General features: G+C 61.3%; 18 protein-coding genes. 12 read left to right on the forward strand and 6 right to left on the reverse strand.

Annotated elements, in window-relative coordinates; all coding sequences use genetic code 11:
- Positions 1–582 precede the first annotated feature (582 nt).
- Positions 583–1623 carry a low specificity L-threonine aldolase gene (locus J3P75_RS02695; RefSeq protein WP_434709248.1) on the reverse strand — a complete coding sequence of 347 codons (1041 nt, stop codon included), beginning with the start codon at positions 1621–1623 and terminating at the stop codon, positions 583–585.
- A gap of 126 nt (positions 1624–1749) precedes the next feature.
- On the opposite strand from J3P75_RS02695, the gene J3P75_RS02700 reads away from it, so the two are divergent.
- The 8 genes from J3P75_RS02700 to fdhA all read left to right on the forward strand — a co-directional run bounded on the left by J3P75_RS02700 (position 1750) and on the right by fdhA (position 11867).
- The gene (locus tag J3P75_RS02700; RefSeq protein WP_434711198.1) at positions 1750–2460 is read left to right on the forward strand and encodes a TraX family protein; all 711 of its coding nucleotides are present in this window, start codon (positions 1750–1752) and stop codon (positions 2458–2460) included.
- Between the two features lie 272 nt (positions 2461–2732).
- On the forward strand, positions 2733–3986 hold the full coding sequence (gene glyA / locus J3P75_RS02705) for a serine hydroxymethyltransferase (RefSeq protein ID WP_024014589.1): 1254 nt from the start codon (positions 2733–2735) through the stop codon (positions 3984–3986).
- Positions 3987–4006: 20 nt separating this feature from the next.
- Positions 4007–5257: a sarcosine oxidase subunit beta gene (locus tag J3P75_RS02710; protein ID WP_003177603.1), complete on the forward strand. Its 1251-nt coding sequence runs from the start codon at positions 4007–4009 to the stop codon at positions 5255–5257.
- Positions 5258–5270: 13 nt separating this feature from the next.
- Positions 5271–5600, forward strand: coding sequence for a sarcosine oxidase subunit delta (locus J3P75_RS02715; protein WP_016772830.1), 330 nt, complete (start codon positions 5271–5273; stop codon positions 5598–5600).
- Positions 5597–8614: a sarcosine oxidase subunit alpha gene (locus J3P75_RS02720; protein WP_434709249.1), complete on the forward strand. Its 3018-nt coding sequence runs from the start codon at positions 5597–5599 to the stop codon at positions 8612–8614. The genes J3P75_RS02715 and J3P75_RS02720 overlap by 4 nt, the downstream gene beginning before the upstream one ends.
- 157 nt (positions 8615–8771) lie before the next feature.
- Positions 8772–9404, forward strand: a complete 633-nt coding sequence (locus tag J3P75_RS02725) for a sarcosine oxidase subunit gamma (RefSeq protein WP_434709250.1) — start codon at positions 8772–8774, stop codon at positions 9402–9404.
- A gap of 226 nt (positions 9405–9630) precedes the next feature.
- A complete protein-coding gene (purU, locus tag J3P75_RS02730) occupies positions 9631–10488 on the forward strand; it encodes a formyltetrahydrofolate deformylase (protein ID WP_434709251.1) in 858 nt (285 codons plus the stop codon).
- 179 nt (positions 10489–10667) lie between these two features.
- Positions 10668–11867 carry a formaldehyde dehydrogenase, glutathione-independent gene (gene fdhA, locus J3P75_RS02735; protein WP_090286964.1) on the forward strand — a complete coding sequence of 400 codons (1200 nt, stop codon included), beginning with the start codon at positions 10668–10670 and terminating at the stop codon, positions 11865–11867.
- Between the two features lie 54 nt (positions 11868–11921).
- Here fdhA and J3P75_RS02740 read toward each other — a convergent pair whose 3' ends face one another.
- The 4 genes from J3P75_RS02740 to J3P75_RS02755 form a co-directional block, all read right to left on the reverse strand.
- On the reverse strand, positions 11922–12134 hold the full coding sequence (locus J3P75_RS02740) for a cold-shock protein (RefSeq protein WP_434709252.1): 213 nt from the start codon (positions 12132–12134) through the stop codon (positions 11922–11924).
- A 77-nt stretch (positions 12135–12211) separates the two neighbouring features.
- Positions 12212–12478 (reverse strand): hypothetical protein, encoded by a 267-nt coding sequence (locus tag J3P75_RS02745; protein ID WP_434709253.1) that lies wholly within the window; start codon positions 12476–12478, stop codon positions 12212–12214.
- A gap of 82 nt (positions 12479–12560) precedes the next feature.
- Positions 12561–13235: an anti-sigma factor gene (locus J3P75_RS02750; protein ID WP_434709254.1), complete on the reverse strand. Its 675-nt coding sequence runs from the start codon at positions 13233–13235 to the stop codon at positions 12561–12563.
- Complete coding sequence (locus J3P75_RS02755) at positions 13232–13867, reverse strand: sigma-70 family RNA polymerase sigma factor (protein ID WP_434709255.1); 636 nt, start codon at positions 13865–13867, stop codon at positions 13232–13234. The genes J3P75_RS02750 and J3P75_RS02755 overlap by 4 nt, the downstream gene beginning before the upstream one ends.
- 149 nt (positions 13868–14016) lie before the next feature.
- Here J3P75_RS02755 and J3P75_RS02760 point away from each other — a divergent pair, with 149 nt between their 5' ends.
- Positions 14017–14574 carry a DUF2780 domain-containing protein gene (locus J3P75_RS02760; protein WP_434709256.1) on the forward strand — a complete coding sequence of 186 codons (558 nt, stop codon included), beginning with the start codon at positions 14017–14019 and terminating at the stop codon, positions 14572–14574.
- A gap of 1 nt (position 14575) precedes the next feature.
- Here J3P75_RS02760 and J3P75_RS02765 read toward each other — a convergent pair whose 3' ends face one another.
- Complete coding sequence (locus tag J3P75_RS02765) at positions 14576–15463, reverse strand: acyltransferase (RefSeq protein WP_434709257.1); 888 nt, start codon at positions 15461–15463, stop codon at positions 14576–14578.
- Positions 15464–15723: 260 nt separating this feature from the next.
- Between J3P75_RS02765 and J3P75_RS02770 the strand changes: the two genes are divergently transcribed.
- The 3 genes from J3P75_RS02770 to creC all read left to right on the forward strand — a co-directional run bounded on the left by J3P75_RS02770 (position 15724) and on the right by creC (position 18394).
- Complete coding sequence (locus J3P75_RS02770) at positions 15724–16227, forward strand: ATP-dependent zinc protease family protein (protein WP_090286958.1); 504 nt, start codon at positions 15724–15726, stop codon at positions 16225–16227.
- Between the two features lie 68 nt (positions 16228–16295).
- On the forward strand, positions 16296–16976 hold the full coding sequence (gene creB, locus J3P75_RS02775) for a two-component system response regulator CreB (RefSeq protein ID WP_434709258.1): 681 nt from the start codon (positions 16296–16298) through the stop codon (positions 16974–16976).
- On the forward strand, positions 16976–18394 hold the full coding sequence (gene creC / locus J3P75_RS02780) for a two-component system sensor histidine kinase CreC (protein ID WP_434709259.1): 1419 nt from the start codon (positions 16976–16978) through the stop codon (positions 18392–18394). Before creB ends, creC begins: the two co-directional genes overlap by 1 nt.
- The last annotated feature ends 43 nt before the right edge of the window (positions 18395–18437 follow it).

Genomic DNA, 18437 nt, shown 5'->3' on the forward strand with positions numbered 1-18437 from the left:
TCATTTTGACGCGGGATCGTTCCCACGCTTTGCGTGGGAATGCAGCCACTGACGCTCCGCGTCATAGCGGTGTTCAATGTGGCGATGGTGGTGGGGCTGGAACGCGGAGCGCCCCGGGAGGCATTCCCACGCGGAGCGTGGGAACGATCAGAGTGGGGTGTGCGGGATGTTCGCGATAGAGGGGAAGTAGGGTATTGCGGTGGGAAAAGTCAGTCCCGACCCAAGATCGTTCCCACGCTCTGCGTGGGAATGCAGCCACTGACGCTCCGCGTCATAGCGGTGTTCAATGTGGCGAAGGTGGTGGGGCTGGAACGCGGAGCGTCCCGGGAGGCATTCCCACGCGGAGCGTGGGAACGATCAGAGTGGGGCGTGCGGGATGTTCGCGATAGAGGGGAAGTAGGGTAGCGGTGGGAAAAGTCAGTCTCGACCCAAGATCGTTCCCACGCTCTGCGTGGGAATGCAGCCACTGACGCTCCGCGTCATAGCGGAGTTCAATGTGGCGATGGTGGTGGGGCTGGAACGCGGAGCGTCCCGGGAGGCGTTCCCACGCGGAGCGTGGGAACGATCAGTGTGGCGGGGGGATCAGGCCGACATCACTTCGCGGATGTCACGCGCCAGTTCGCGCACGCGCTCTTCTTCGGTGTCCCAGGAGCACATGAAACGTGCGCCGCCCTTGCCGATGAAGGTGTAGAAGCGCCAGTTCTTCGCAGTCAGCGCGGCGATGGCCGGCTCGGACAGTTGCAGGAACACGCCGTTGGCCTGGACCGGGAACATCAGTTCGACGCCGGGAATGTCGCTGACCAGTTCGGCCAGCAGTTGCGCGCAGTGGTTGGCGTGGCGCGCATATTTTAGCCAGGCGCCGTTTTCCAGAATGCCGACCCAGGGCGCCGACAGGAAGCGCATTTTCGACGCCAGTTGCCCGGCCTGTTTGCAGCGGTAATCGAAGTCTTCGGCCAGTTTGTGATTGAAGAACAGGATCGCCTCGCCCACGGCCATGCCGTTTTTCGTACCGCCGAAGCACAGCACATCGACGCCGGCCTTCCAGGTCAGATCAGCGGGCGAGCAGCCGAGGAATGCGCAGGCGTTGGAAAACCGCGCGCCGTCCATGTGCAGGTGCAGGCCCAGCTCCTTGCAGGTGGCGCTGATCTCGCGGACTTCTTCCGGGGTGTAGACGCTGCCGACTTCAGTGGCCTGGGTCAGGGTCACCACGCGCGGTTTCGGATAGTGAATGTCCTGGCGCTTGAGCGCGACTTCGCGGATCGACTGCGGGGTGATCTTGCCGTTTTCAGTGCCGGCGATCAGCAGTTTCGAACCGTTGGAGAAAAATTCCGGGGCGCCGCATTCGTCGGTTTCGACGTGGGCGGTTTCCGAGCAGATCACGCTGTGGTAACTCTGGCACAGCGACGACAGGGCCAGCGAGTTGGCCGCGGTGCCGTTGAAGGCGAAGAACACTTCGCAGTCGGTTTCGAACAGGTTGCGGAAATGATCGGCCGCGCGGGCGGTCCATTCATCGTCGCCATAGGCGCGCTGGTGGCCGTGGTTGGCCTGTTCCATGGCAGCCCAGGCTTCCGGGCAGATACCGGAATAGTTGTCGCTGGCGAATTGTTGGCTCTTGTCGGTCATGGCCGGCTTCCGTAATCGAGACTCTTGTGAAGGCTCGTGGTCAATGAAGATGCGCACTTTACCGAAGATCTTCCGGGGAGCACATGCGATGTCGGGTGCAGGAAATTACCAGTTTATGGGCCGATTATGCACCTGAGCCGACGCGACGGCGCGCTGGATCTGCTCAAGTGGCTGGCGCTATTGAGTATGGTCCTCGATCACCTGCGATATGTCGGCTTTTCCGCCGATTGGCTGTACGTGCCGGGGCGACTGGCCTATCCGTGGTTTTGCCTGGCGATGGCGGCGAATCTGGCTCGCGACGGTTCACGGAAAATGGAGTGGCGCTATCTGGGCTGGCTGTTGCTGTTCAGCGCCGTCAGTGAAATTCCGTATCGCTTGTACATTGCTGATCCCGATACTTTGAACGTAATGCCGACGCTGGCGCTGGGTTTGTTGGTGGCGCGCGGTTGGCAGGACTCCTCGTCGGTTTCGCGACTGCTGGCCGCCGCTGCGCTGCTGGCCGCGGCGGTTTTTTCAGAGCGACTGATGTTTGGTTTCTTTGGCGTTCTGCTGCCTTTGGCGATGCTCGTGGTGTTTCGTCATCCCTGGTATCTCGGTCTGCTGCCGGGCCTGATCTGTGTCGCCGCGAATCAATGGCAGGTATTGCTCGAATCGGCGCGGTTCGGCAATCGCGTGGCGATTGTCGGTCTGGCGACTTGTCTGTTTGCGCCAATGCTGGGGATGTTCCTCTTGCGACATGGGCGACATCTTCAGTCGCCACCGATGCGCCGGTGGGCGTATGCCCTTTACCCCGCGCATTTCTTGATGTTGCTCGCCGTCCGCCAAGTCATCACATAACCCCTGTAGGAGTGAGCCTGCTCGCGATAGCGGTGGATCAGCCAGCATAGGCGTCAACTGATCCACCGCTATCGCGAGCAGGCTCACTCCTACAAGGGATCTGTGCAGGTTCGACAAGTCATTTCCAGCCATGTCGTAAACGCACCTTTGCGTGGCGCGCGCAGGCATTTGAGCTGTCTGTGCCGGTCATACCATCGCATCAAAGGGCACCGCTGCGATTGCCGGTGCCTTACCGAGACGAATGGCGCACAGATGCCGCTGGGAGAGACGCGATGTTCAGCAAGCAAGACCAGATCCAGGGTTACGACGATGCACTGCTGGCGGCGATGAATGCCGAGGAGCAACGTCAGGAAGATCACATCGAGCTGATCGCGTCGGAGAACTACACCAGCAAGCGCGTCATGCAGGCGCAAGGCAGCGGCCTGACCAACAAGTACGCTGAAGGCTACCCGGGCAAGCGCTACTACGGCGGCTGCGAGCATGTCGATAAAGTCGAAGCGCTGGCGATCGAGCGCGCCAAGCAACTGTTCGGCGCCGATTACGCCAACGTCCAGCCGCACTCCGGTTCTTCGGCCAACAGCGCGGTGTACCTGGCGCTGATCCAGCCGGGCGACACCATCCTCGGCATGAGCCTGGCTCACGGCGGCCACCTGACCCACGGCGCGAAAGTGTCGTCCTCGGGCAAGCTCTACAACGCCGTGCAGTACGGTATCAACACCGACACCGGGCTGATCGACTACGACGAAGTCGAGCGTCTGGCCGTTGAGTGCAAGCCGAAAATGATCGTCGCCGGGTTCTCGGCTTACTCGAAGACTCTGGACTTCCCGCGCTTCCGCCAGATCGCCGACAAGGTTGGCGCACTGCTGTTCGTCGACATGGCCCACGTCGCCGGTCTGGTCGCCGCTGGCCTGTACCCGAATCCGCTGCCGTACGCTGACGTCGTCACCACCACGACCCACAAGACTCTGCGCGGTCCACGCGGCGGGCTGATCCTGGCCAAGTCCAACGAAGAGATCGAAAAGAAGCTCAACGCCGCAGTATTCCCCGGTGCCCAGGGCGGCCCGCTGATGCACGTCATTGCCGGTAAGGCGGTGTGCTTCAAGGAAGCGCTGGAGCCGGGCTTCAAGGCTTATCAGCAACAAGTGATCGACAACGCTCAGGCGATGGCCAGCGTGTTCATCAAACGTGGCTACGATGTAGTGTCCGGCGGCACCGATAACCATCTGTTCCTGGTCAGCCTGATCCGTCAGGGCCTGACCGGCAAGGACGCTGACGCCGCTCTCGGCCGTGCCCACATCACTGTGAACAAGAACGCCGTGCCGAACGACCCGCAGTCGCCGTTCGTGACCTCGGGCCTGCGCATTGGCACCCCGGCCGTCACCACCCGTGGCTTCAAGGTCAGCCAGTGCGAAACCCTCGCCGGCTGGATCTGCGACATCCTCGACAACCTAGGTGACGCCGATGTCGAGGCCAATGTTGCCCAACAGGTGTCGGCCCTGTGCGCAGACTTCCCGGTTTATCGCTGAGCGTTCTGGAGTAAATGACTATGCAACGCTATTCGGGCTTCGGCCTCTTCAAACACTCGCTCAGCCACCACGAAAACTGGCAGCGCATGTGGCGCACGCCGACGCCGAAAAAAGTCTACGACGTGGTCATCGTCGGCGGTGGCGGGCACGGTCTGGCGACCGCCTATTACCTGGCGAAAGAACACGGCATCACCAACGTCGCGGTGGTCGAGAAGGGCTGGCTGGGCGGCGGTAACACCGCGCGCAACACCACCATCGTCCGCTCCAACTACCTGTGGGACGAGTCGGCGCACCTTTACGAACACGCGATGAAATTGTGGGAAGGCCTGTCGCAGGACCTCAACTACAACGTGATGTTCTCCCAGCGCGGCGTCTACAACCTGTGCCACACACTGCAAGACATCCGTGATTCCGAGCGTCGGGTCAGCGCCAACCGCCTCAACGGCGTTGATGGTGAACTGCTCAACGCCAAGCAAGTGGCAGACGAAATTCCCTACCTCGATTGCTCAAAAAATACCCGCTACCCGGTAATGGGCGCCACCGTGCAGCGTCGCGGCGGCGTCGCCCGTCACGATGCCGTGGCCTGGGGCTTTGCCCGTGCCGCCGATGCCTTGGGCGTGGACCTGATCCAGCAGACCGAAGTGATCGGTTTCCGCAAGGAAAACGGCGTGTGCATCGGCGTCGAAACCAACAAGGGTTTCATCGGCGCCAAGCGCGTCGGCGTGGTCACTGCCGGTAACTCCGGGCACATGGCCAAGCTCGCCGGTTTCCGTCTGCCGATCGAATCCCACCCGCTGCAAGCGCTGGTGTCCGAGCCGATCAAGCCGATTATCGACAGCGTGATCATGTCCAACGCTGTGCACGGTTACATCAGCCAGTCCGACAAGGGCGACCTGGTGATCGGCGCCGGTATCGACGGCTACAACGGCTACGGCCAGCGTGGTTCGTACCCGGTGATCGAGCACACCGTGCAAGCGATCGTCGAGATGTTCCCGGTGTTGTCCCGCGTGCGCATGAACCGCCAGTGGGGCGGCATCGTCGACACCACCCCGGACGCCTGCCCGATCATTTCGAAAACCCCGGTACCGAACATGTTCTTCAACTGCGGTTGGGGCACCGGCGGCTTCAAGGCCACACCTGGCTCAGGCAACGTGTTTGCCGCGAGTCTGGCCAAGGGTGAAATGCACCCATTGGCCGCACCGTTTTCCATCGACCGTTTCCACAACGGCGCCCTCATCGACGAACACGGCGCTGCTGCCGTCGCCCACTAACAGGAGAAATCCCATGTTGCATATCTTCTGTCCTCACTGCGGCGAACTGCGCTCCGAAGAGGAATTCCACGCATCCGGGCAGGCGCACATTCCGCGTCCACTGGATCCGAACGCCTGCACCGACGAGGAGTGGGGCGACTACATGTTCTTCCGCGATAACCCGCGCGGTCTGCACCACGAGCTGTGGGACCACGTCGCCGGTTGCCGGCAGTACTTCAACGTCACCCGCGACACCGTGACCTACGAGATTCTCGAGAGCTACAAGATCGGCGAGAAGCCACAATTCACCGACAAGGCTGGCACTGCAAAAACCGCCACGACGGCGCTGGGAGAGAAGGTATGAGCCAGACCAATCGCCTGTCCAACGGCGGACGGATCGACCGCAACAAAGTGCTGAGCTTCACCTTCAACGGTCAGACCTACAAAGGTTTCGAGGGTGACACCCTGGCCGCTGCGCTGATTGCCAACGGCGTCGATATCATCGGCCGCAGCTTCAAGTACTCGCGTCCACGCGGCATCTTCGCCGCCGGTGCCGAAGAGCCGAACGCGATCCTGCAGATCGGCGCTACCGAAGCCACGCAGATTCCCAACGTGCGCGCCACGCAACAGGCGCTGTACCAAGGTCTGGTCGCGACCAGCACCAACGGCTGGCCGAGCGTCAACAACGACATGATGGGCATTCTCGGCAAGGTCGGCGGCAAGCTGATGCCGCCGGGTTTCTACTACAAAACCTTCATGTACCCGCAATCGTTCTGGATGACTTACGAGAAGTACATTCGCAAGGCCGCTGGTCTTGGCCGTTCGCCGACCGAGAACGATCCGGACACCTATGACTACATGAACCAGCACTGCGATGTGCTGATCGTCGGCGCCGGCCCGGCCGGTCTCGCCGCAGCCTTGGCGGCTGCACGCAGCGGTGCCCGAGTGATTCTGGCCGATGAGCAGGAAGAGTTCGGCGGCAGCCTGCTCGACTCGCGCGAAAGCCTCGACGGCAAACCAGCGATGGAGTGGGTCGCCAGCGTCCTCGCCGAACTGAAGAACACCCCGGACGTGCTGCTGTTGCCGCGCGCCACGGTCAACGGTTACCACGACCACAACTTCCTGACCATTCACGAACGCCTCACCGATCACCTCGGTGACCGCACGCCGATCGGTCAGGTGCGTCAGCGCATTCACCGCGTGCGCGCCAAGCGTGTGGTGCTGGCGACCGGCGCCCATGAGCGTCCGCTGGTCTACGGCAACAACGACGTGCCGGGCAACATGCTTGCCGGTGCGGTATCGACTTACGTGCGTCGCTACGGCGTGGCGCCGGGCAAAAAACTGGTCCTCAGCACCAACAACGATCACGCCTATCGCGTCGCGCTCGATTGGCTCGATGCCAGTCTGCAAGTGGTGGCGATCGCTGATGCGCGCAGCAACCCGCGCGGTGCGCTGGTGGAAGAAGCGCGCGCCAAAGGCATTCGCATCCTCACCGGCAGTGCGGTGATCGAAGTGCGTGGCAGCAAACGCGTCACCGCTGCCCGCGTTGCGGCGATTGATGTGAAAGCACACGCCGTGACCAGCCCGGGCGAATGGCTCGACTGCGATCTGGTCGCCAGCTCCGGTGGTTACAGCCCGGTGGTGCACCTGGCGTCGCACCTGGGCGGCAAGCCGATCTGGCGTGAAGACATCCTCGGTTTCGTACCGGGCGAGGCACCGCAGAAACGCGTGTGCGTCGGTGGCGTCAATGGGGTTTACGCGCTCGGCGATTCTCTGGCTGACGGTTTCGAAGGTGGCGTGCGCGCTGCCGCTGAAGCTGGTTTCCAGACCGTCGAAGGCGTGCTGCCGAAAGCCTTGAGCCGCGTCGAAGAACCGACGCTGGCGCTGTTCCAGGTGCCCCACGAGAAAAACTCGGCACGTGCGCCGAAGCAATTCGTCGACCTGCAGAACGACGTCACCGCCGGTGGCATCGAACTGGCGACCCGTGAAGGCTTCGAGTCGGTCGAGCACGTCAAGCGCTACACCGCGCTGGGCTTCGGCACCGATCAGGGCAAGCTCGGCAACGTCAACGGTCTGGCAATTGCCGCGCGTTCGCTGAACGTGACCATCCCGCAGATGGGCACCACGATGTTCCGCCCGAACTACACGCCGGTGACTTTCGGCGCCGTAGCCGGTCGTCACTGTGGGCACATTTTTGAACCGGTGCGCTACACCGCGCTGCATGCCTGGCATGTGAAGAACGGCGCCGAGTTCGAAGACGTCGGGCAGTGGAAGCGTCCATGGTACTTCCCGAAAAACGGCGAAGACCTGCACGCCGCGGTCAAGCGCGAATGCAAGGCTGTGCGCGACAGCGTCGGCCTGCTCGATGCCTCGACCCTCGGCAAGATCGACATTCAAGGCCCGGATGCCCGCGAGTTCCTCAACCGCGTGTACACCAACGCCTGGACCAAGCTCGACGTGGGCAAGGCGCGTTACGGTTTGATGTGCAAGGAAGACGGCATGGTCTTCGACGACGGTGTGACGGCGTGTCTGGCCGACAACCATTTCGTCATGACCACCACCACCGGTGGCGCTGCCCGCGTACTGCAATGGCTGGAGTTGTACCACCAGACCGAATGGCCGGAGATGAAGGTGTACTTCACCTCGGTCACCGACCACTGGGCGACCATGACCCTGTCCGGGCCGAACAGCCGCAAGCTGCTCAGCGCCGTGACCGACATCGATCTGAGCAACGAAGCGTTCCCGTTCATGACCTGGAAAGAAGGTCTGGTCGGTGACGTGCCGGCGCGGGTGTTCCGTATCTCGTTCACCGGTGAGCTGTCGTACGAAGTCAACGTCCAGGCCGACTATGCGATGGGCGTGCTGGAAAAAATCGTCGAGGCCGGCAAGCAGTACAACCTGACCCCGTACGGCACCGAAACCATGCACGTGCTGCGCGCCGAGAAGGGTTTCATCATCGTCGGCCAGGACACCGACGGCTCGATGACCCCGGACGACCTGAACATGGGCTGGTGTGTGGGTCGCACCAAACCATTCTCGTGGATCGGCCAGCGTGGGATGAACCGTGAAGACTGCGTGCGTGATCAACGCAAACAGTTGGTCGGCCTGAAACCGGTCGATCCAACCAAATGGCTGCCGGAAGGTGCGCAACTGGTGTTCAACACCAAGCAGGCGATCCCGATGAGCATGGTCGGCCACGTGACTTCCAGCTACGCGCACAACTCCCTGGGTTATTCGTTTGCCATGGGTGTGGTCAAGGGCGGTCTCAAGCGCATGGGCGAGCGGGTGTTTGCACCGCTGGCCGATGGCAGCGTGATCGAGGCGGAAATCGTTTCTTCGGTGTTCTTCGATCCGAAGGGCGAGCGGCAGAACATTTGATGGTCGGCTCCTGGGGAGTGCAGTTGCACCGCGGTGACTTCATCGCGAGCAGGCTCACTCCTACAGGTGATCGCGTACCCCTTGTAGGAGTGAGCCTGCTCGCGATAGCGGTAGATCTGCCTACACAGGGCTCAAGTCAGAATTCAGAAGGTGCTTTATGACCACAGCCAATGTGTACCAACAACGCCCGACCACCGGTGCCCGCGCCGAGTCGTCGCTGCACCATGCCGACCTCGCCAGCCTGGTCGGCAAGGGCCGCAAGAACGCCGGCGTGATCGTGCGTGAGAAAAAACTCCTCGGCCATCTGACCATTCGTGGCGATGGCCACGATGCCGCCTTCGCCGCCGCTGTGCACAAGGCGCTGGGCATTGAACTGCCCGGCGCCCTCAGCGTCATCGTCAAAGGCGAAACCAGCCTGCAATGGATGGGCCCGGACGAGTGGCTGCTGATCGTGCCCAGCGGTGAGGAATTCGCCGCCGAACAGCAACTGCGCGCAGCGCTGGGCGACCTGCACATCGCAATCGTCAATGTCAGCGGCGGCCAGCAACTTCTCGAATTGAGCGGGCCGAACGTGCGTCAGGTGCTGATGAAGTCGACCAGTTACGACGTGCACCCGAACAACTTTCCGGTCGGCAAAGCGGTGGGCACGGTGTTCGCCAAGTCGCAGCTGATGATTCGCCATACGGCCGAAGACACCTGGGAATTGCTGATTCGCCGCAGCTTCTCGGATTACTGGTGGTTGTGGTTGCAGGATGCGTCGGCTGAGTACGGCCTCAGTGTTCAGGCCTGAAAGACCAAAAGCCCCCCTCACCCCAGCCCTTCCGAAACGTCGGACCGCCCCCAAGGGGGAGAGGGGGAAAGGGAGCCGATTTGTGTTGTTTTCGACCTGAGTTGGATGATCGTTCCCACGCTCTGCGTGGGAATGCATCCCGGGACGCTCCGCGTTCCAAGAGCGGACGCAGAGCGTCCATGGCGGCATTCCCACGCAGAGCGTGGGAACGATCAGAGGAAAAAATATGAGCCGTGCCCCAGATACATGGATTCTGACCGCCGACTGCCCCAGCGTCCTCGGCACGGTGGACGCGGTGACGCGTTTTCTGTTCGAGCAGGGCTGCTACGTCACTGAGCACCATTCTTTCGACGATCGCCTCTCCGGGCGCTTTTTCATTCGTGTGGAATTCCGCCAGCCCGACGGCTTCGACGAACAATCCTTCCGCGCCGGCCTGGCCGAACGCGGACATGCTTTTGGCATGCTGTTCGAGCTGACCGCGCCGAACTACCGGCCGAAAGTCGTGATCATGGTGTCCAAGGCCGATCACTGCCTGAACGATTTGCTCTATCGCCAGCGCATCGGCCAGTTGTCGATGGATGTGGCGGCGGTGGTTTCCAACCATCCGGATCTCAAGCCGTTGGCCGACTGGCACCAGATTCCCTACTACCATTTCCCACTCGACCCTAATGACAAGCCGGCGCAGGAGCGTCAGGTCTGGCAGGTGATCGAAGCGTCCGGCGCCGAACTGGTGATCCTCGCCCGCTACATGCAGGTGCTGTCGCCGGAGTTGTGCCGCAAGCTCGATGGCAAGGCGATCAACATTCACCACTCGCTGCTGCCCGGCTTCAAGGGCGCCAAGCCGTATCACCAAGCCTACAACAAAGGCGTGAAACTGGTTGGCGCGACGGCGCATTACATCAACAACGATCTGGATGAAGGGCCGATTATTGCCCAGGGCGTCGAGGCGGTGGATCACAGTCATTACCCGGAGGATTTGATTGCCAAGGGGCGCGATATCGAAGGCCTGACGCTGGCGCGGGCGGTTGGGTATCACATTGAGCGCAGAGTGTTTCTCAACGCCAATCGCACCGTCGTTCTTTAGATTGCTTTCGCGAGCAGGCTCGCTCCCACAGGGGTACGCATTCCAAATGTAGGAGTGAGCCTGCTCGCGATGAGGCCATAACAAACAACGCAAAACCCAACAAGCAATAACCCGAGCACTCAACGCGCTGCCCTTCTTGGGGCAACGCGGTTCCATAAAAACAACAGTGAGGTGAAAGCATGTCTGGCAATCGTGGTGTGGTGTATCTCGGCGCTGGCAAGGTCGAAGTACAGAAAATCGACTATCCGAAAATGCAGGACCCGCGCGGCAGGAAGATCGAACACGGTGTGATCCTGCGTGTGGTTTCCACCAATATCTGCGGCTCCGACCAGCACATGGTGCGCGGCCGTACCACGGCGCAGACCGGTCTGGTGCTAGGCCACGAAATCACTGGCGAGGTCATCGAAAAAGGCTCCGACGTCGAAAACCTGAAGATCGGCGACCTGGTCTCCGTTCCCTTCAACGTGGCTTGCGGGCGCTGCCGTTCCTGCAAGGAGCAACACACCGGCGTCTGCCTGACCGTCAACCCGGCCCGTGCCGGTGGCGCTTACGGTTACGTTGACATGGGCGACTGGACCGGCGGCCAGGCCGAATACGTGCTGGTGCCGTACGCCGACTTCAACCTGCTGAAACTGCCGGACCGCGACAAGGCCATGGAGAAGATCCGCGACCTGACCTGCCTCTCCGACATCCTCCCGACCGGTTACCACGGCGCAGTCACCGCCGGCGTCGGTCCGGGCAGCACCGTGTACATTGCCGGCGCCGGCCCGGTCGGTCTGGCCGCTGCCGCTTCGGCACGTCTGCTCGGCGCGGCAGTGGTGATCATCGGCGACGTCAACACCATCCGCCTGGCCCACGCCAAGGCGCAGGGTTTCGAAATCGTCGACCTGTCCAAGGACACCCCGCTGCACGAACAGATCGCTGCACTGCTGGGCGAGCCGGAAGTCGACTGCGCGGTCGACTGCGTCGGCTTCGAAGCCCGCGGCCACGGCCACGACGGCGTCAAGGCCGAAGCCCCGGCCACCGTCCTCAACTCACTGATGGGCGTGGTGCGCGTTGCCGGCAAGATCGGTATCCCGGGCCTGTACGTCACCGAAGATCCGGGTGCCGTCGACGCCGCCGCAAAAATGGGCAGCCTGAGCATTCGCTTCGGTCTGGGCTGGGCCAAGTCGCACAGCTTCCACACTGGGCAAACCCCAGTGATGAAGTACAACCGCCAGTTGATGCAGGCGATCATGTGGGATCGCATCAACATCGCCGAAGTCGTGGGCGTGCAGGTGATCAGCCTCGATCAGGCGCCGGAAGGGTATGGCGAGTTCGATGCGGGCGTGCCGAAGAAGTTTGTGATTGATCCGCATAAGTTGTTTAGTGCGGCGTAGGGTTTTATTGCAACGCAAAACGGCGACCTCAGGGTCGCCGTTTCTCGATGTATCCTATTCGACTCTAACTTCCTCCGCTTGTTTGCCTTTCTGTCCTTGCGTTGCGACATAAGAAACAATTTGCCCTTCCTTCAAGCTTTTAAATCCATCCGATTGGATGGCTTTGAAATGGACGAAAAGATCATCACCGCCATTTTTTGGAGTGATGAAACCAAAGCCTTTGTCATCGTTAAACCATTTAACGGTACCGGTTTCTCTGTTTGACATGTTCGTGCTTCCTGACTTTATGGGATGGCTAAAACAATACAAAACCAAGGTTGAGGGCTATCAACCTTGTCCTCGTCCTAAGCCAATTTAAGATCTACAGCGTAATAACGACCGTTGTCCCCGCGCACAAGGTCATAAGTCACCTTCTGCCCCGCTTTGATGTGTTTGATGATCGGATCGTCCGGGCTGATGCAAAAGATGATCGGCGGGACATCTGATTTGAGCAGTTGATCGCGCGTATGGCATAGCTTTTCCATCTCTGTATCTCCCGTTGAATAACCGTTGTTAGCACCTCGCTTTAATCTAACTTTTGATTCATCAACAGCGTATTCGAGTCCAAGCATCAGCACACCTGTCAGATCTGACAGGTGTTTAGTGTTTTTGGGAATAGCTGCGTCTAAGGTAAGTAATAAAGCGCCTAAAAAATCAAAGCGCGGCTAGCGAACCTTGATAAAGAACCGGTCCGGTTGGCTTGCCAGTCGGTGACCCACCTTTGGGCTCTAGCGTTACCGCCAACACAATCGGCTTGCCGATCAAGGCTTTCTGCGCCTCGCTCAACTCGACCTTGCCCTTGCCCCCAACCGGAACCACACCCAGTGAGATCGGCGTGCCACCGTCGGGAATCGCCCACAATTCGAGGCTGCGATCCGCCTCCACCGCTGCAAGTATCAGCGGTTCGACCTGCAGATAATCCGCATGCGCTTCGACCTTCAGCGCCGGTTTTGCATCGGCGCTTAACAGAGTGGCGCTGTAGCGGGCGTCGTCACGGTTGTACAGCGAGCCGATGAACACCAGCGCGACGATGGAGCACGCCGCCGCTGTGAGCCGTAGCCAATTCCAAAACGGCCGTTTCTCGGGTACGTGCAGCACTTGCGGTTCGATGCGCGCGGTAATGCTGTGCCACACACGCTCCGGCACCGGTTGTTCCGGCAACGCTTCGGTCAAAGAGGTCAGGCTTTCCTGCCATTGCGCCAGTTCAACCCTTAATGCCGCGTCATCCACAAGCAACTGTTCAAAGCGCCGCCGCGCCGGCGCAGGCATCAAGCCGATTGCATAGTCGGCGGCGAGGGCGCGGCGCAGGGCAGGGGTCTGGTAGTTCATGATTCAAGGCACCGGCGCAGGCGTTCCAGGCCTCGGCGAATCCACGATTTGACGGTTCCCAGGGGCGTGGCCAGATGTTCGGCAAGTTCGCTACAGGACAACCCCTGAAAATAGGCCACGGTGATCGATTGGCGCTGCATGCCGTCGAGGGTTTTCAGGCAGCGCTTGAGCGCGTGGGCTTCGCGGGCGCTGTTCAGTTGTTCGTGCGCCGAGGGGCTTTCATCCGATAGCGCGTCTTGCTCAACCTCGCTCAGCGGCCGCTCGCGCTGCTTGCGCAATTGGTCGATGGCTTGATTGCGGGTGATGTTGATCATCCAGGTCAGCGGCGCCGACAAGTGCGCCTCGTAGCGCGAGGCGTTGTGCCAGATGCGCACGAAGCTTTCCTGCAGCACCTCTTCGGCCAGATCGGCACGGCCCATGAAGCGCAGCGCCACGCCGTGCAGGCGCGGCCCGACGCTGCGGTACAGCGTTTCGAAGGCGCGCCGATCCCCTTGTGAGCACTGGGCGAGGAGCTGGCGCAACTGATCGGTGTCGGCGATGGAAATGACCATTCTCCAGACAAGCGTGAGCGCACGAGGGCGAGGCTCGAACTGTTCACAGGCTAGTTCAGCGACAGCGGTTGTGCCATTCATCGCGTCGGCGTCCGGGTTTCACGTTTTATATACGCAGGTCAGATGAAAATGGATGCGCCGCGCCGGAACATGCGCCTGGATACCCGGTCAAACCGGCAGTTTTACTGCCCGTCGACCGGGTGGTTTTCACAGCTCGAGAGGATGTCTGAATGAAGATTTCACGCGGTTTTGCCCTGGCATCGCTCCTGACCCTGGCTGCCGGCCCGGTGTTTGCCGGTTTCAGCCTGAATGACGTGGCCGGTGCGGTCTCGGGCATGCAGGGTGGCGACAAGGCCGCCGCGGCGGCGCCGACCTCGGAAACCGCCGGTTTGCTCAGTGCCCTGAGTGCGCTGGACGTGACGCCGGAGCAAGCGGTGGGCGGCACCAGTGCGATGCTGGGCCTGGCGAAAAACCAGCTGAGCAGCACCGACTATTCGCAACTGGCCAAGGAAGTGCCGGGGATCGACAAGTTGTCCGGTGGCAGCGGCAATCTGGCCGCGCTGGGCGCGTTGCTCGGTTCGTCGGGCAAATCCGCCGGGCTGGAAAAGGCGCTGGGCAACGTCAAGGACAGCAGCGACCTGAACAATGCGTTCAGTGCGCTGGGCATGGACAGCGGCATGATCGGCCAGTTTGCCCCGGTGCTCCTGCAATACCTCGGTCAGCAGGGTGTCGGCGGTTCGCTGCTGAGCAGCCTGGGCAATATCTGGGGCGCTGGCACCGGTAGCTGAGTCAACGGCGCTGGTTGCGCAGTTCGGCGATTCGCTGATCTTTCTCGGTCCAGAGCTGGTTGACCCAGTTCTGGACGCGCTCGCGAAATACCGGGTCCTTCTCGTAATCGCCCTGCCACAGCGCCGGGTCGAGTTCGCGGGTCTTGATGTCGATGATGACTCGCGGAACACTGCCACTGATCAGATCCCAAAACCCCGGAATTTTTTCTTGCGGGTAGACCACCGTCACATCGAGCATCGCATCGAGCTGTTCGCCCATCGCCGCGAGCACGAACGCCACGCCACCGGCCTTGGGTTTGAGCAGGTGATTGAACGGTGATGTCTGTTGTGTGCTTTTCGCCAAGGTGTAGCGGGTGCCTTCCAGATAATTCACCACGGTCACCGGCTGACGTTTGAACAGCTCGCACGCCGCTTTGGTGATCTCCAGATCCTTGCCTGCCAGTTCCGGGTTCTTCGCCAGAAAGGCCTTGGTGTAGCGCTTCATGAACGGGTAATCCAGCGCCCACCACGCCAGCCCAAGGAACGGCACCCAGATCAGCTCTTTCTTGAGGAAGAACTTGAAGAACGGCGTGCGCCGGTTGAGGGTCTGGATCAGCGCGGGAATGTCGACCCACGATTGATGATTGCTGACCACCAGATAGGAGGTGTCGCGACGCAAATCGTCGCCGCCACGAATGTCCCACTGCGTCGGAATGCACAGCTGGAAGATCAGCTTGTCGATCTCGGCCCAGGTCTCGGCAATCCACATCACCGCCGCGGACGCATAATCGCGCCAGTGCCCCGGTGCGACCAGTTTGAGCAAGGCAAACACCATCAACGGCCCGATCAGGATCAGGGTGTTGAGCAACAGCAGCAGGGTGACGAAACAGCCGGTGAGCAGGCGGCGCATAGGCAACTCTACGAAGTGTCAGGGGCGGGCCATGATAAGCAGCTTCGCGCGACAGGCCAAATCGGTGGTGACGAATGTTTCACTTTAGTCGCGTTAACCTGATCGTTCCCACGCTCTGCGTGGGAACGCCGCCCGGGACGCTCCGCGTCCCTGTGACGCAGAGCGTCACTGGAGGCATTGCCCACGCAGAGCGTGGGAACGATCAAGCGCGCAACGGTCTAAAATCCCGTTGCCCAACCTCTCCCAAGGAAGCCCCCTACGTGAAATCCCTCCTTGCACTGTTTGCCCTCGTCGCCCTGCCGGTCATGGCCGCCGAGCCGACCCTGTACGGGCGCTATGAATACATCGCGCTGCCGGAAATCGGCGGTGAAGTGCTCAAGGCCAAGATGGACACCGGTGCGCTGACCGCCTCGCTGTCGGCCAAGGACATCGAGACCTTCACCCGCGATGGCGATGACTGGGTGCGTTTTCGCCTCGCCACCAAGGACGCCAGCAACAAGGTCTACGAACACAAGGTCGCGCGCATCAGCAAGATCAAGAGCCGTTCGGACGAAGAGGACGAGGGTGAAAGCACCGACGTCGCCAAGCGCCCGGTGGTCGATCTGGAGCTGTGCCTGGGCAACGTCAAGCGCACCGTCGAGGTCAACCTGACCGACCGCAGCCACTTCAACTATCCGCTGCTGATCGGTGCCAAGGCCTTGCGTGAGTTTGGCGCCGCAGTCAATCCGGCGCGGCGCTTCACCGCCGACAAGCCGGACTGCTGAGTGGTCTCATTGACGTAACGTCAGGCTTGGGGCACCGTTCGCGCACTTAACCCACAGGCTCGGACGCCATGCCCCATATCCTGATTGTCGAAGACGAAGCGGCGATTGCCGATACGCTGATTTTCGCCCTGCAGGGCGAGGGCTTCAGCACCACGTGGCTGAGCCTCGGCGCGGCGGCGCTGGAGCATCAGCGGCAGACCCCGGCCGATCTGATCATTCTTGATATCGGTCTGCCGGACATCAGCGGCTTCGAGACCTGCAAACAGCTGCGGCGTTTCAGCGAAGTGCCGGTGCTGTTTCTCAGCGCGCGGGATGCCGAGATCGATCGCGTGGTCGGCCTGGAAATCGGCGCCGACGATTACGTGGTCAAGCCGTTCAGCCCGCGTGAAGTTGCCGCTCGGGTGAAGGCAATCCTCAAACGCATGGCACCGCGCCCGGTGATTGAAGCCGGTTCAGCGCTGTTTCGCATCGATGCCGATCGGGTGCAGATCATCTATCGCGGCCAGACCCTGAGCCTGACCCGTCACGAATTTCGCCTGTTGCAATGCCTGCTCGAACAACCCGAGCGGGTGTTCAGTCGCGAGCAACTGCTCGACGCCTTGGGCGTGGCTGCCGACGCCGGCTACGAGCGCAGCATCGACAGCCACATCAAAAGCGTGCGCGCCAAATTGCGTCTGGTGCGCGCCGACGCCGAGCCGATCCAGACCCATCGCGGCCTCGGCTACAGCTACAGCCCGGGGCACAGCTGATGTCGCTGGGGCTGCGGATTTTTCTCGTGTATGTGCTGTTCGTCGGCCTGACCGGGTATTTCGTGCTCAACACGGTGATGGAAGAAATCCGCCCCGGCGTGCGCCAGTCCACCGAAGAAACCCTGGTCGACACGGCCAACCTGATGGCGGAAATCCTGCGCGACGACTTCAAGGCCGGCACCCTCAGTGAAAACCGCTGGCCGCAATTGCTGCGCGCCTATGGCGAGCGCCAGCCGCAGGCGACGATCTGGGGCTTGCCGAAGAATCAGGTCAACCACCGTATCTACGTGACCGACGCCAAAGGCATCGTCGTGCTCGACTCCAGCGGCGTCGCGGTCGGCCAGGATTACTCGCGCTGGAATGACGTCTACCTGACCTTGCGCGGCGAATACGGCGCGCGCTCGAGCCGCAGTGATCCTGACGATCCGAACTCCTCGGTGATGCATGTCGGCGCGCCGATCCGCGACAACGGCAAGATCATCGGGGTGGTCACCGTGGCCAAACCGAACAGCTCGTTGCAGCCCTACGTCGATCGCACTGAGCGGCGCTTGCTGATTTACGGCGCCGCGCTGATCGGCCTCGGCCTGTTGTTCGGCGCGTTGTTGTCGTGGTGGCTGAGCCGCGCGCTGCACCGGTTGACCGGTTATGCCCAGGCGGTGAGCGAAGGCCGGCGTGTGGAAGTGCCGCATTATCGCGGCGGCGAACTGCAACAGCTCGCCACCGCGGTGGAGCAGATGCGCACACAGCTTGAAGGCAAAGCCTACGTCGAGCGCTATGTGCACACGCTGACCCACGAACTGAAAAGCCCGTTAGCGGCGATTCGTGGTGCGGCGGAGTTGCTGCAAAGCGATATGCCGCCCGTCCAGCGCCTGCGCTTTGTCAGCAACATCGACAGCGAAAGCGCGCGGATGCAGCAGTTGATCGAACGCTTGCTCAATCTGGCGCAGGTCGAACAACGTCAAGGCCTGGAAGAGCGTGTGGCAGTGCCGCTGACGCTGTTGATCGCAGAGTTGCTGCAGGCGCAGGCTGCGCGGATCGAGGGCAAGCAGCTGCGCGTCGAGCAAGCGATTGGCGCGGATCTGTTGCTGATTGGTGAGCCGTTTCTGCTGCGTCAGGCGTTGGGCAATCTGCTGGAAAATGCTCTGGATTTCACTCCGGCGCGGGGGCTGTTGCGCTTGAGTGCCGAGCGGGTTGGCGAGCAGATCGAGGTGCGACTGTTCAACGAAACTGCGCCGATTCCCGATTACGCCTTGCCGCGCCTGACCGAGCGGTTTTACTCATTGCCGCGCCCGGACAGTGGGCGCAAGAGCACCGGGTTGGGGCTTAACTTCGTTGAAGAAGTGGTCAAGTTGCATGGTGGATCACTGAGCATTCGCAATGTTGAAAGCGGTGTGGAAGTTTCATTGCGCCTGCCTTGAGACCGAGTCGCGGCCATCGCGAGCAGGCTCACTCCTACAATTT

Source organism: Pseudomonas sp. R1-1 (assembly GCF_051132135.1).
GTDB lineage: Bacteria > Pseudomonadota > Gammaproteobacteria > Pseudomonadales > Pseudomonadaceae > Aquipseudomonas.

What these genes read in the sequence shown, in the direction of transcription:
- J3P75_RS02695 (WP_434709248.1), bottom strand. Translation starts at nt 1,623, where the DNA reads ATGACCGACAAGAGCCAACAATTCGCCAGCGACAACTATTCCGGTATC.
- creB (WP_434709258.1), top strand. Translation starts at nt 16,296, where the DNA reads ATGCCCCATATCCTGATTGTCGAAGACGAAGCGGCGATTGCCGATACG.
- J3P75_RS02765 (WP_434709257.1), bottom strand. Translation starts at nt 15,463, where the DNA reads ATGCGCCGCCTGCTCACCGGCTGTTTCGTCACCCTGCTGCTGTTGCTC.
- J3P75_RS02700 (WP_434711198.1), top strand. Translation starts at nt 1,750, where the DNA reads ATGCACCTGAGCCGACGCGACGGCGCGCTGGATCTGCTCAAGTGGCTG.
- J3P75_RS02740 (WP_434709252.1), bottom strand. Translation starts at nt 12,134, where the DNA reads ATGTCAAACAGAGAAACCGGTACCGTTAAATGGTTTAACGATGACAAA.
- creC (WP_434709259.1), top strand. Translation starts at nt 16,976, where the DNA reads ATGTCGCTGGGGCTGCGGATTTTTCTCGTGTATGTGCTGTTCGTCGGC.
- J3P75_RS02745 (WP_434709253.1), bottom strand. Translation starts at nt 12,478, where the DNA reads ATGCTTGGACTCGAATACGCTGTTGATGAATCAAAAGTTAGATTAAAG.
- J3P75_RS02725 (WP_434709250.1), top strand. Translation starts at nt 8,772, where the DNA reads ATGACCACAGCCAATGTGTACCAACAACGCCCGACCACCGGTGCCCGC.
- fdhA (WP_090286964.1), top strand. Translation starts at nt 10,668, where the DNA reads ATGTCTGGCAATCGTGGTGTGGTGTATCTCGGCGCTGGCAAGGTCGAA.
- J3P75_RS02760 (WP_434709256.1), top strand. Translation starts at nt 14,017, where the DNA reads ATGAAGATTTCACGCGGTTTTGCCCTGGCATCGCTCCTGACCCTGGCT.
- J3P75_RS02750 (WP_434709254.1), bottom strand. Translation starts at nt 13,235, where the DNA reads ATGAACTACCAGACCCCTGCCCTGCGCCGCGCCCTCGCCGCCGACTAT.
- J3P75_RS02755 (WP_434709255.1), bottom strand. Translation starts at nt 13,867, where the DNA reads ATGAATGGCACAACCGCTGTCGCTGAACTAGCCTGTGAACAGTTCGAG.
- J3P75_RS02710 (WP_003177603.1), top strand. Translation starts at nt 4,007, where the DNA reads ATGCAACGCTATTCGGGCTTCGGCCTCTTCAAACACTCGCTCAGCCAC.
- J3P75_RS02715 (WP_016772830.1), top strand. Translation starts at nt 5,271, where the DNA reads ATGTTGCATATCTTCTGTCCTCACTGCGGCGAACTGCGCTCCGAAGAG.
- purU (WP_434709251.1), top strand. Translation starts at nt 9,631, where the DNA reads ATGAGCCGTGCCCCAGATACATGGATTCTGACCGCCGACTGCCCCAGC.
- J3P75_RS02720 (WP_434709249.1), top strand. Translation starts at nt 5,597, where the DNA reads ATGAGCCAGACCAATCGCCTGTCCAACGGCGGACGGATCGACCGCAAC.
- glyA (WP_024014589.1), top strand. Translation starts at nt 2,733, where the DNA reads ATGTTCAGCAAGCAAGACCAGATCCAGGGTTACGACGATGCACTGCTG.